The 12,034-nt window shown below is 67.1% G+C and carries 10 protein-coding genes; 9 read left to right on the top strand and 1 reads right to left on the bottom strand.

Features of this window, described 5'->3' with window-relative positions:
* The first annotated feature begins 7 nt into the window (after window positions 1-7).
* From H9L09_RS01110 to H9L09_RS01070, 9 genes are all read left to right on the top strand, one after another.
* The gene (locus H9L09_RS01110; RefSeq protein WP_187578972.1) at window positions 8-1,477 is read left to right on the top strand and encodes an APC family permease; all 1,470 of its coding nucleotides are present in this window, start codon (window positions 8-10) and stop codon (window positions 1,475-1,477) included.
* A 168-nt stretch (window positions 1,478-1,645) separates the two neighbouring features.
* Window positions 1,646-2,854 carry a nucleotide sugar dehydrogenase gene (locus tag H9L09_RS01105; protein WP_187578971.1) on the top strand — a complete coding sequence of 403 codons (1,209 nt, stop codon included), beginning with the start codon at window positions 1,646-1,648 and terminating at the stop codon, window positions 2,852-2,854.
* On the top strand, window positions 2,854-3,627 hold the full coding sequence (locus H9L09_RS01100) for a glycosyltransferase family 2 protein (RefSeq protein ID WP_187578970.1): 774 nt from the start codon (window positions 2,854-2,856) through the stop codon (window positions 3,625-3,627). Before H9L09_RS01105 ends, H9L09_RS01100 begins: the two co-directional genes overlap by 1 nt.
* Window positions 3,624-4,664 (top strand): NAD-dependent epimerase/dehydratase family protein, encoded by a 1,041-nt coding sequence (locus H9L09_RS01095; RefSeq protein ID WP_187578969.1) that lies wholly within the window; start codon window positions 3,624-3,626, stop codon window positions 4,662-4,664. Before H9L09_RS01100 ends, H9L09_RS01095 begins: the two co-directional genes overlap by 4 nt.
* Window positions 4,664-4,888, top strand: a complete 225-nt coding sequence (locus H9L09_RS01090; RefSeq protein WP_187578968.1) for a hypothetical protein — start codon at window positions 4,664-4,666, stop codon at window positions 4,886-4,888. Before H9L09_RS01095 ends, H9L09_RS01090 begins: the two co-directional genes overlap by 1 nt.
* Complete coding sequence (locus tag H9L09_RS01085; protein WP_187578967.1) at window positions 4,885-5,616, top strand: class I SAM-dependent methyltransferase; 732 nt, start codon at window positions 4,885-4,887, stop codon at window positions 5,614-5,616. The genes H9L09_RS01090 and H9L09_RS01085 overlap by 4 nt, the downstream gene beginning before the upstream one ends.
* 1,014 nt (window positions 5,617-6,630) lie before the next feature.
* Window positions 6,631-8,172: a hypothetical protein gene (locus tag H9L09_RS01080; protein WP_187578966.1), complete on the top strand. Its 1,542-nt coding sequence runs from the start codon at window positions 6,631-6,633 to the stop codon at window positions 8,170-8,172.
* Window positions 8,173-8,428: 256 nt separating this feature from the next.
* Window positions 8,429-9,742, top strand: a complete 1,314-nt coding sequence (locus H9L09_RS01075) for a class II 3-deoxy-7-phosphoheptulonate synthase (protein WP_187580587.1) — start codon at window positions 8,429-8,431, stop codon at window positions 9,740-9,742.
* A 31-nt stretch (window positions 9,743-9,773) separates the two neighbouring features.
* Window positions 9,774-10,781 carry a threonine aldolase family protein gene (locus tag H9L09_RS01070; protein ID WP_343065169.1) on the top strand — a complete coding sequence of 336 codons (1,008 nt, stop codon included), beginning with the start codon at window positions 9,774-9,776 and terminating at the stop codon, window positions 10,779-10,781.
* Between the two features lie 33 nt (window positions 10,782-10,814).
* On the opposite strand, the gene aroF is transcribed toward H9L09_RS01070, so the two are convergent.
* Window positions 10,815-11,852 (bottom strand): 3-deoxy-7-phosphoheptulonate synthase, encoded by a 1,038-nt coding sequence (gene aroF, locus H9L09_RS01065; protein WP_246456187.1) that lies wholly within the window; start codon window positions 11,850-11,852, stop codon window positions 10,815-10,817.
* Between the last annotated feature and the right edge of the window lie 182 nt (window positions 11,853-12,034).

Here is a 12,034-nt window from a genome sequence, read left to right as displayed (position 1 = left end):
CGCCACCGTGAGCACCGACTCGACCGCCGACGTCCCCGGCGCGCCGCCGCCCGACGCGGGTGACCAGCCGAGCCTGAAGCGGGTGCTCGGGCCGAAGCTGCTGCTGCTGTTCATCGTCGGCGACATCCTGGGTGCGGGGGTCTACGCGGTCACCGGGAACATCGCCGGCGAGGTCGGCGGCGTCGCCTGGTTGCCGTTCCTGGTCGCGTTCACGGTGGCCACCCTGACCGCCTGCTCCTACCTGGAGCTGGTCACGAAGTACCCGCAGGCGGCCGGGGCGGCGCTCTACGCCCACAAGGCGTTCCGGCTGCACCCGGTGACCTTCCTGGTGGCGTTCACCGTGGTCTGCTCCGGGATCACCAGCGCGTCCACGTCCTCGAACCTGTTGGCGGCCAACCTGCTGGCCGGCCTGGACGCCACCGTCGGTGGGGTGCCCACCTCCACCACCGCGGTGCTGCTGGTCGCGCTGGCGTTCATGCTGGTGCTGGCCGCGGTCAACCTGCGCGGGGTGGGGGAGAGCGTCAAGTTCAACGTGGTGCTCACGGCCGTGGAGATCACCGCGCTGGCGATCGTGATCGGCGTCGGGTTCTCCGTGATGGTGACCCAAGGGGTCGACGTCCGCCAGGTGGTCACCTTCGAGAGCGCGGGCGACCGGGGGATGTTCGCCGCGGTCACGGTTGCCACTGCCATCGCGTTCTTCTCGATGGTCGGCTTCGAGGACTCGGTGAACATGGTCGAGGAGACCAAGGAGCCGGAGCGGATCTTCCCGCGGACCATGTTCACCGGCCTCGGCATCGTGGTGGTGATCTACATGCTGGTCGCGGTCTCGGTGGTGATGGTGCTGCCGCTCGAGGACATCCAGGGCTTCGAGGGGGAGACTGGGATCCTGATCGAGGTCGTCCGCACCGGCGTGCCCGGTTTCCCGGTCGACACCGTGTTTCCGTTCCTGACCGTCTTCGCGGTCGCCAACACGGCGCTGATCAACATGCTGATGGCGAGTCGGATGATCTACGGGATGGCCCGGCAGGACGTGCTGCCGCGCTCCCTCGGCAAGGTGCTGCCCCGACGCCGTACGCCGTGGTCGGGGATCGTGTTCACCACCGTGATCGCGCTCGGCCTGATCACGGTGGTGACGCTGCAGGCCGAGAGCTCGATCGTGGAGGCGCTGGCCGGCACCACCGGGCTGCTGCTGCTCGTGGTCTTCTCGGTGGTCAACGTCGCCTGTCTGGTCCTGCGCCGCGACCGGGCCGCGACGCCGAGCTTCCGGGCCCCGACCGCGGTGCCGCTGATCGGGGCGGTGGCCTGCGCGTTCCTGGTCGGGCCGTGGGCGCGGGACCCCGAGGACTACCTCCAGTACGAGATCGCCGGCGGCCTGCTCGCCCTCGGGCTGGTGCTGTGGGCGCTGACCTGGTTCACCAACCGGGGCATCCGGGCGAAGAGGACAGGCTTCGGCGACGTCGACCAGCTGCCGAAGTGACCGACGAAGTTTCGTCTTAGCGACTTGATAGTCCGAAGTGATCATGCGGACCCGTACATATGGGTCATGGATATGACGCAGTGGCGGATTCCCACCGATTCCGCCCTCTATCGGTGAGCCTGACAAATAGCCTGCTTTCCGGCGAGACGAAGTCGGTGAGGGGGAATCATGTCGGAACAGGACCGTTTCGAATATGACGTTCTGGTGGTGGGCGGTGCCGGGCACGTAGGTTTTCCTCTCGCGGTCGCGTTCGCCTCCCGGGGCCTGCGCACGTGCATCTACGACCTCAACGTGAACGCGCTCGAGGCCATCGCCGGCGGGACCGCTCCCTTTCTCGAGCCGGGGCTGCAGCCTCTGCTGGCTCAGGCGCTCGAGTCGGGGACCCTGATCGTGAGCGCCGACGCAGCGTCGATCTCTGCCGCTGAACATCTCGTCGTCGTGGTGGGCACGCCGGTGGATGAGCACTTGAGTCCGCACCCGGAGGCAGTGCCGCTGGCCGTCCGTGAGCTGAAGCAGCACCTTCGCCCGGGGCAGCTCCTGGTGCTTCGGAGCACGGTGTACCCCGGCGTGACTCGGCGCATCGAGCAGCTGCTCAACGGCGACGCGGAATTGGTCGATATCGCTTTCTGTCCCGAGCGCATTGCGGAGGGCAAAGCGATGAGCGAGCTCTTCGAGCTGCCGCAGATCGTGTCCGGTCGAACCGAGGTCGCGGTGCAACGGGCCACATCGCTGTTCGGCAAGCTGACTCCGAGCATCGTCGTGCTTTCTCCGGAGGAGGCCGAGCTCGCGAAGCTGTTCACCAATGCCTGGCGCTACATCAAGTTCGCCGCAGCCAACCAGTTCTTCATGATGGCCAACGATCAGGGGCTCGACTTCGAGCGGATCCGTAGCGCCTTGAGCTACGACTACCCCCGCGCGGCCGACATGCCTGGTCCTGGGTTCGCCGCAGGACCGTGTCTCTTCAAGGACACCATGCAGCTGGCGGCGGTATCAGGGAACACGTTCACGCTCGGTCAGTCAGCGATGCTGGTCAATGAAGGCCTGCCCGGCTACCTGGTGTCGCGGTTGGAGAAGACCTACGACCTGGGTTCAATGACCGTCGGCATCCTGGGAATGGCCTTCAAGGGGGAGAGCGACGACACGCGCTCCAGCCTGGCGTACAAGCTCAAGCGACTGCTGAGCTTCCGGACGCTGGAAGTTCTCACGACTGATCCTTTCGTCACCACGGACGACACCTTGGTGCCGATGGAGGACGTCCTTGCGCGAGCAGACCTGCTCTTGATCGCCGCCCCGCACGGTCAGTACCGAAGCCTGGGGGAATGTGGCGTTCCGATCGTGGACGTCTGGAACATCATCGGCGAGGGTGTCCGGGTCTGATGCTTGCCGTCTCAGTGGTGATCCCCGCCTATATGGAGGGTGACGCCATTTCTCCCGTTCTCGTTCGGATCCTCGAGGCGGTGGAGTCAGACCTCGAAGTTCTCGTGGTTGTCGACTTCGAGAACGACTCGACCGTGGCCACGGTGATGGATCACGCACGCCGAGACCCGCGGATCCGACTTCTGGTGAACACCTTCGGTCCCGGCCCCGCCAATGCGATCCGCTACGGCATTGAACGCGCGTCCCACCCCATCTGCGTCATCACAATGGCAGATGGGAGTGACGATCCTCGGCAGATCGACGCACTCGCGCGGCTCGTGGAACGCGGGGTGGTGGTTGCCGCGGCGTCGAGGTACTCCGCTGGGGGCCAGCAGGTCGGGGGCCCGATGGTCAAGGGCGTGCTCTCCCGCAGCGCCGGACGTTCCCTGGGTCGGTTTGCTCGCGTCGGAACCTTTGACGCCACCAACAGCTTCAAGGCGTACTCCACGGAGTTCGTTAGGTCAGTCGGAATCCACAGCCGAAGCGGCTTCGAGATCGGTCTGGAACTGACCGCGAAGGCCCGTCGGCTCCGACTGCCCGTCGCCGAGCTGCCGACGATCTGGCTGGACCGAACCTTGGGCGACTCCAACTTCGAGATGCAGAAGTGGGTGGTCAAGTACCTCCGGTGGTATTTCTTTGCATTCGGGCCGCAACTGACCAGCGATGAAGTTGCCCGGGCAGCAGACCGGATCGCCCTCAAGAACACTGATGATCGAAGCGGAGCAAATGTATGAACGCGGTGCCACACCGGGAGCGAGTCCTGGTCACGGGGTCGGCCGGCTTCATCGGCGGTTATGTCGTGGAAGAACTGCTCAGTCGCGGTTACCGGGTGACCGGACTCGACAACTATTCGAAATACGGCCCGGTGCAAAAGTCCTATGACGAGCACCCGGACTACGACCTGGTAGTCGGTGACGCGCGTGACGTCGATCTGATGACGCGACTACTGCTCGAGTGTGACCACCTCGTCGCCGGTGCCGCGATGATCGGCGGCATCTCGTACTTCCACACCTTCGCCTACGACTTGTTGGCGACCAACGAGCGCATCATCGCGGCCACCTGTGATGCCGCCATCGCTGCCCACCGCCAGGGCAGGCTCAAGAAGGTCACCTATCTCAGCTCGTCCATGGTCTTCGAGTCGACTGACTCCTGGCCATCGGTCGAGGGCGATCAGCAGCGTGTGCCGCCGCCCGAGTCGTCGTACGGTTTCCAGAAGCTCGCCGTTGAGTACTTCGCAAGAGCTGCCTGGGACCAATACCGCTTGCCGTTCACGATCGTGCGCCCCTTCAACTGCGTCGGGATCGGGGAAGGGCGGGCGCTCAGCGATGTGGAGATCCCGAGCGGCAACATCAAGTTGGCCCTGAGCCACGTCGTACCTGACCTCGTGCAGAAGGTCCTGAAGGGGCAGGACCCTCTGCACATTCTCGGCGACGGGCAGCAGGTCCGGCACTACACGTACGGGGGTGACCTGGCCCGAGGCATCGTTCTCGCCATGGAGTCCTCGCGTGCGACCAACGAGGACTTCAACCTCTCCACCGCACAGTCCACCACCGTGCTCGAGCTCGCCGACATGATCTGGCGCAAGTGCGGTCAGCAACATCCGCTCGAAGTCATTCACGACGAGCCGTTCGCGCATGACGTGCAGCGTCGGGAGCCCGATGTTCGGAAGGCCCACGAGGTGCTCGGCTTCAACGCGACGACAAGCCTGGACAAGACGCTGGACGAGGTGATTCCGTGGATCGCCGAGGCGATCCAGGCGGGGACCATCTGATGACGGTTCGTCAGATCAGGGTGGCTTTCCTGGTCGCCACGGTCCTCTGTACCGCGCCGCCGAAGGCGAAGCTCCAGGAGCGTCCGGGCATGAACGGTGTTTTCAGGGATGTTGTTCAAAGTGCTGTAGGCGCGCCGCGCATGAAGTTGCAGCCCAAGGTCGGGCGCATTCCTCCCCGTTTGGCGGACACGCCCGTTCTGTTTCCGGAACACTTGTTGTTATGAGTCACCCTGAGCAGCTCGGGTTCTTCCTGGCAGTCGCCGACGCGAACCCCGCTATCGTTCGTGGAGGCCGGGTTCTCGAAATTGGGTCCTATGACGTCAATGGCAGCATCCGTAGCCTTTTCGAGTCAGCCCGCGAGTATGTCGGCGTCGATCTCGACGACGGGCCGGGCGTCGACGTGGTTGGCTTCGGCCACGAGATCGCGGACGCTGACGGATCGTTCGACTTGACGATTTCTGGTGAGTGTTTCGAGCATGACCCGCACTGGCGCGCGACTTTTGCCAACATGTCCCGGCTCGCCCGGCCAGGCGGCCTAGTGGCGTTCTCATGTGCCTCACGGGGCCGTCCCGAACACGGCACGCGCCGTACCGACGAAACGCTGTCGCCGGGCACCCAAAGCGTCGGCTTGGACTACTACCGCAACCTCATCGAGGCGGACTTTCTGGAAATGCCCCTTGCAGAATGGTTCAGCGTGTGGCGCTTCTGGTACTTGCCGACCCATTTTGATCTGTATTTTGCCGGGATCCGTCGGGGCGGTGACCTTAATGCACATTTGCCTGACACGAGTCGGGTTGACCGGCTCGCCGAACTGATGCCCCGCGCTCACCGGCTCGCGCGTTTGCCGCTGCGGGGGCTGGCAGCGACGGCCGCTAGCGAGGCCCGCTTCCAGACCTTGATCGTGCCGTACTGGTACACACTTCTGCGTCTGATGCCGAGTTCCACTCGTTAGCCGTGCGGGAATGGGACCGTGCGTCGGTGGGTGGTCCAGACCGAATCGACGCCGGCGACCGCCCTCGGCCCCAGCGAGGAGAGCGCTGCGACCAGAAAGCTACCGCAGGGTGCGCGAGGAAGACGAAATCACGCGCAAGGCCCCGATTCGCAGGCGCATCCGACCCCCCAACGCCAGTCGTGTTTTGGCACGTACATGACCAGAGGGTCACGATCTCGAGGCACCTGATGGGTGTTCTCCGAGCACGGTCCCCGGCGCCGGCGCGGAATCAGATCGATTCGTCGCAAGATCTCGACCAACGTGCCTGAACTTCACACCTAGCTAATCGTGGCTGACACGCCGCGACGTTGAAGGTCCCCGCCCTGGTACCGACATCGCTGGATCGCCATGTGGGCCTGCGACCGACACCGCGATCCCATTGAGCCGGTATCTGGTATGTCAGTCGGACGTTGGGTCGCTCGTAGACCGCTGCGGTAGACCGATCACCTCGCAACCCGGGGGCATCACCTTCTCCATCTGGACCATGGGAGACACCGATCTGAGGGAATCCATCATCGGTAAGCCCGAGACCGAGGCGGTCGCCACAAAAGTCCTTGACGTACAGGCGAAAGAGCCCTGGCGACCTCGAGTACACGGTCGCCGCCCTGGTCGGCCGGCGAATCATCACCGCCTGCATGCTGAGCTGTCCCAGATCTGTCCCCGAGGACGAGCACGACTACAACGCCGCTCTCCGCCGAGCGCAGAACCCCGTGTTCGAACAACAGTGAAGAGGTGCCGCATCAGTGCGGCTCCTCGCTGATACCACCACCGGACGGCAACCGGCCTGTCCGGCCAGGCCTGCTTGAGCAACGCCGTAGTTGACTGACCGTCCGAAAACTAGGGAATGGCGACGTAAGTTGCTTAGCCCCCTGCGGGTTTGTGACCTGTGCAAAATCTCGAAAAGGTCTTCACAGCGGGTCTCAGCCGCATAACATTGTTAGGTCTTGATTCCGGGTTTCGACAGCGGGGCGCAGAGTGGATGATTCGCACCGCGACGTTCTGGTCGAAAACGTCGCGGTCACAGTCGTAGGTGGCGCCTCGAATCGGGGACGGAAAGCCTGGACACCGTTTCTCCTGGTGCTAATTGGATTGACGGTGCGCATCCCGCAACTCTGGCACCCGTTGACTGGTAGCCACTCATTTCGCCAGACCCAGACTGCCTTCGCCGTCTCGGAGTTCGCACGTCACGGGGTAGACCTGCTCAACGTCCCCCTTCCCATCTTCGGTACCCAACGAAGCGTTCCCTTCGAGTTCCCGATCTTCCAGGCAGCGGCGGCGGAGATCGTGCGCCTCGGTGTTCCCGTCATTCCCGCGTCCCGAGGCCTTGCCCTAGCAATGTTCGAGGCAGCGGCGGTCGTGATGTACCTCCTGCTACGACGCTGGCACGGCCAGGCCAGTGCTGTGGTAGCGCTCGGGCTCTACCAGGTCCTTCCGTTCGGCCTTCTGTGGGGAGCCGCTGTGCTGGTTGACTTCTCCAGCGTCACCTTTGGGCTCCTCATGGTGCTCTTGCTCGATACCTTCGTCCGGACAGGGTCGCGGCTCGCGTGTGGGGTGGCCCTGCTCAGCGCGTGGTTAATGGTGCTGGTGAAGGTAACCTCAGCTCCCACGGCAGGCATCTGGTTGCTAACCGGGGTCTGCCTCGCACTCCTCGATCATCGCTGGAAAGCGGTACGCAGGCGGGCCCTCGTCGCCGTGCTGGCTGTGCCGGCTTCGGCGCTTCTGCCCCTTGTTCTGTGGACACGCCACGCTGACAATGTGAAGGCGCAGTCTCCGCTGACGGACTGGTTAACAAGTCAGCACCTGCAGACGTGGAACTTCGGGACCGTGGCCCAGCGCCTCGACCCGGCGACGTACGAGCTGGTGCTGGAACGCTTCACCGGCGAGGTGACCGGGCTCTTCGGTCTGGGGATCGTGTTCGCCTTGGCAGGAATCGTGCTCGGCCGACCGCGGGAGCGGATCTTGCTGGTCGGCCTCCTATTGGCAGTGCTCGGGTCGCCGTTGGTCTTCTGGAACCTCTTCGTCGTGCACAGTTACTACTTGATCGCTGTCTACCCGGCGGCCGTCAGCCTGGTCGGGGTGGGTGCGGCTACTTGCGCCCAGCGTCTGACAGTTGCTGGCTGGGCGCGGCGCGCCATGGTCACTCTGCTGGCGCTGCTCGTCGTGACGGGGGCCTGGGCGACACCGAGGGGCGCCGCGGACGTGCGTGAATACCTGGCATCGCCTCCGGTACCCAGACTCGCGCTCGAACTGAGGCGGCTTACGTCACCCCACGATCAGATCGTGCTCGTCGATTGTGGCTGGAGCCCTTGGGTCCTCTTCAATGCCGATCGCACTGGTCTGATGATCCGACCCGAGGCGCGTGCGGACGCCTGGACGGACAACAACCCCGGGCGATTCGCCTACCTCGCCTCGTGTCTTCCCGGCGCCTTGCCGGTGGGTTACCTGCCGTCTGGTTACGGGCTCGAGGCTACCGACGCTGAAGAGGTATGGCGCATCGTTCGCAAGCCGTCGACTTAGCACGAGGGCCGCGTTGCTGCGGTCAGCAGACGTGGGGTCGAATGGGCAGCCCGCTTTGCTGCGCGAGATGAATGCCAACAGGGATTGCGCGGAGGGCCGGAGTAGACGCTTCCGCCGGAGTGTGCGTCCCGGCGGCGACGTCTCGGCGCAGCCGCCGCCGCGCAGGGGGTGCCGCGCCCCGGCGTACCCTGGCACGGTGAGTCAGCAGCGTCCGCAGCCCGCCGTCCAGGTCCCGGACCTGGCGACCCTCCACGCCATGGGGGCCGCGCAGCAGCCGACCTGGCCCGACACCTCGGCGGTGGACACCGCGGTGGCCAAGCTCCGCAAGGTCCCGCCGCTGGTCTTCGCCGGCGAGTGCGACGAGCTCAAGGACAAGCTGGCCGCGGTCGCCCGCGGCGAGGCGTTCCTGCTCCAGGGCGGGGACTGCGCCGAGACCTTCGACGGCGTCACGGCCGACAACGTCCGCAACAAGCTCCGGGTGCTGCTGCAGATGGCGGTGGTGCTGACCTACGCGGCCTCGGTGCCGGTGGTGAAGCTGGGCCGGCTCGCCGGGCAGTACGCGAAACCGCGCTCCTCCGACGACGAGACCCGCGACGGCGTCACGCTGCCGGCTTACCGCGGCGACGCGGTCAACGGCTTCGACTTCACCCCCGAGTCGCGGATCCCGGACCCGCAGCGGCTCGTCGACGTCTACAACTCCTCGGCCGCGACCCTCAACCTGGTGCGCGCGTTCGTCACCGGCGGCTATGCCGACCTGCGCCAGGTGCACACCTGGAACACCGACTTCGTCCGTGAGTCGCCGGTCGGACGCCGCTACGAGAAGCTCGCCGGCGAGATCGACCGGGCGCTCACCTTCATGCAGGCGATCGGGGCCGACCCCGACGAGTTCCACCGCGTCGACTTCCACTCCAGCCACGAAGCGCTGATCCTCGAGTACGAACACGCGCTGACCCGGATCGACTCGCGCACCCAGCTGCCGTACGACGTCTCCAGTCACTTCCTGTGGATCGGCGAGCGGACCCGGCAGCTCGACGGCGCCCACGTGGAGCTGCTCTCCCGGATCCGGAACCCGATCGGCGTGAAGCTCGGCCCGACCACCTCGCCCGACGACGCGCTGGCGCTGGCCGCCAAGCTCAACCCCGACAACGAGCCGGGTCGGCTGACCTTCATCACCCGGATGGGCGCGGGCAAGATCCGCGACGCGCTGCCCAACCTGGTCGAGAAGGTCACCGCCGCCGGGATCTCGGTGGCCTGGGTGTGCGACCCCATGCACGGCAACACCTTCGAGGCGTCCTCGGGCTACAAGACCCGCCGCTTCGACGACGTGATCGCCGAGGTGCAGGGCTTCTTCGACGTGCACCGCTCGCTGGGCACCTGGCCCGGCGGCGTCCACGTGGAGCTCACCGGCGACGACGTCACCGAGTGCGTGGGCGGGGGCGAGGCCCTGCTCGAGGCCGACCTGCACAACCGCTACGAGTCGGTCTGCGACCCGCGGCTCAATCGGGTGCAGTCACTCGAGCTGGCGTTCCTGGTCGCCGAGATGCTCCGCAGCGCGCACACCTCGGCGTAGCAGTCCGGGGCGGCCCCGTAGCATCGGCGCCGTGAGCCACATCGACCTGCGCAGCGACACCGTCACCAAGCCGACCGAGGGGATGCGGGCCGCGATGGCGCGCGCCGAGGTCGGCGACGACGTGTACGGCGAGGACCCGACCGTCCGCCGGCTCGAGGAGACGGTGGCCGGGCTGTTCGGCATGGAGGCCGCGCTGTTCACGCCCACCGGGTCGATGGCGAACCTGCTGGCGGTGCGCTCGCTGGTGGCACCCGGCCAGGAGGTGCTCTGCGAGTCCTCGGCGCACATCGCCCGCGCCGAGCTCGGCGCGCACGGCGCCTTCTTCGGCGTCACGATGCGCACCTGGACAGGGGAGCGGGGCCGAATCGACCACGCCGCGATCGCCGCGATGTTCGCCCCGGACGTCTCGCCGTTCTTCGTGGCCACCAAGGCGATCTCGGTCGAGAACACCCACAACTTCGGCGGCGGCACCGTGCAGCCGCTCGCGGACATCGAGGCGCTGCGCCCGCTGGTGGACGCGCACGGCATCGGCCTGCACGTCGACGGGGCGCGGATCTGGAACGCGCACGTCGCCAGCGGGGTGCCGCTGGCCGACTACGGCCGCCCGGCCGACGTGCTCACCGTCTGCCTGAGCAAGGGCCTCGGCGCGCCGGTCGGCTCGCTGGTGCTCGGCAGCCGGGCGATGGTGCAGGAGGCCGTCGTCTGGCGCAAGCGGCTCGGCGGCGGGATGCGCCAGGTCGGGATGCTGGCCGCGGCCGGGCTCTACGCCCTCGAGCACCACCTGGACCGGCTGGCCGAGGACCACGAGCACGCCCGGCTGCTCGCCGAGGCGTGTGGAGCGGACCCGGCGGCCGTGGACACGAACATCGTGGTGGTCGACGTACCGGATGCCGCCGCGGTGGTGCGCGCCGCCGCCGACCAGGGCGTGCTGGTCTCCGCGCTCGGCCCGACCACGGTCCGGCTGGTCACCCACCTCGACGTCAGCCGGGAGCAGGCTGAGACGGCCGCCTCGGTGCTGAAGGCGTCCGTCGCGGGCTGAGTCACGGCTGCGGTCGCGACCCCCGCAGAGTGGTCAGCGGACGCCGGCCGCCTCGCGGGCCACCGTGCCGGCGTCCACGCGGCCCACCGCCGGCGGCAGCTGCCGCACCGCCTGGGCGAGCAGACGCAGCTCGTTGCCGAGCAGCGCCTGCGGCCCGTCGCAGAGCGCGGTCTCCGGGTCGGGGTGCACGTCGACGATGACGCCGTCGGCACCGACCGCGATCGCCGCCCGGGACAGCGGCACCACCAGGTCCTTGCGGCCGGCGGCGTGCGAGGGGTCGACGATGATCGGCAGGTGGCTGGTGGCCTGCACCACCGGGACCGCGGAGATGTCGAGGGTGTTGCGGGTGGCCGGCTCGAAGGTCCGGATGCCGCGCTCGCACAGCACCACGTCGAGGTTGCCGCGCTGGGCGATGTACTCCGCCGCCATCAGCCACTCCTCGATGGTCGCGGTCATCCCGCGCTTGAGCAGCACCGGCCGGCCGGACTCGCCGACCGCCTGGAGCAGCCCGAAGTTGGCCATGTTGCGGGTGCCGACCTGCAGCATGTCCGCGTGCTCGGCGACCACCGGCACGTCGCGGGCGTCCACGACCTCGGTGACCACCGGCAGCCCGGTCGCCTCGCGCACCGAGGACAGGATCTCCAGGCCGGCCACCCCCAGACCCTGGAAGGCGTACGGCGAGGTGCGGGGCTTGTAGGCGCCGCCCCTCATCAGCGTGGCGCCGGCGGCCTTCGCCATCTCGGCGGCCTCGAGGGTCTGCGCCGCCGACTCCACCGCGCACGGGCCGGCGATGAACGTGAAGGTGTCCGGGCCGATCGGCACCCCGCCGACCCAGACGGTGCTGCGGTCCGGGTGGTGCTGACGGCTGACCAGCTTGTACGGGTCGGAGATCCGGTGCACGGCGCCGACGCCGGGCAGGCTGCGCAGGTTCAGCCCGTGGAAGGAGTCGATGTCGCCGACCAGGCCGACGATGGTGCGGACCACGCCGGTGCTCACGAACGCCTCACCGCCCACGCCCTCGACCCGCTCCACGACGCGCGCGACGTCCTCGTCGGTGGCCTCCGGTGTCATGACGACGACCATGGTGATCCCTCTCGTTCCTGCTTCTCGTGGTGCTGTCGGGTGGTGCCACCTGGCGCCGCCGACCTCGGGGTCAGGGGGGCGGACATGCAAAACGCCCCTGTGCGGGCCAGGGGCGTTGGTCGAGCTGCGAGCAGGCCTAGAAGGCTGCCGGCGCCGGTGCCCCGGGCGGG

The sequence above is a fragment of the Nocardioides mesophilus genome, from assembly GCF_014395785.1.
Taxonomy (GTDB): Bacteria; Actinomycetota; Actinomycetes; order Propionibacteriales; family Nocardioidaceae; genus Nocardioides_B; species Nocardioides_B mesophilus.
This window is presented reverse-complemented; position numbering and strand designations above follow the sequence as displayed.

Excerpts from the sequence above, each read along its gene's own strand:
- H9L09_RS01085 (WP_187578967.1), top strand. The coding sequence starts at position 4,885 with ATGAGTCACCCTGAGCAGCTCGGGTTCTTCCTGGCAGTCGCCGACGCG.
- H9L09_RS01075 (WP_187580587.1), top strand. The coding sequence starts at position 8,429 with ATGGGGGCCGCGCAGCAGCCGACCTGGCCCGACACCTCGGCGGTGGAC.
- H9L09_RS01100 (WP_187578970.1), top strand. The coding sequence starts at position 2,854 with ATGCTTGCCGTCTCAGTGGTGATCCCCGCCTATATGGAGGGTGACGCC.
- aroF (WP_246456187.1), bottom strand. The coding sequence starts at position 11,852 with ATGACACCGGAGGCCACCGACGAGGACGTCGCGCGCGTCGTGGAGCGG.
- H9L09_RS01090 (WP_187578968.1), top strand. The coding sequence starts at position 4,664 with ATGACGGTTCGTCAGATCAGGGTGGCTTTCCTGGTCGCCACGGTCCTC.
- H9L09_RS01095 (WP_187578969.1), top strand. The coding sequence starts at position 3,624 with ATGAACGCGGTGCCACACCGGGAGCGAGTCCTGGTCACGGGGTCGGCC.
- H9L09_RS01105 (WP_187578971.1), top strand. The coding sequence starts at position 1,646 with ATGTCGGAACAGGACCGTTTCGAATATGACGTTCTGGTGGTGGGCGGT.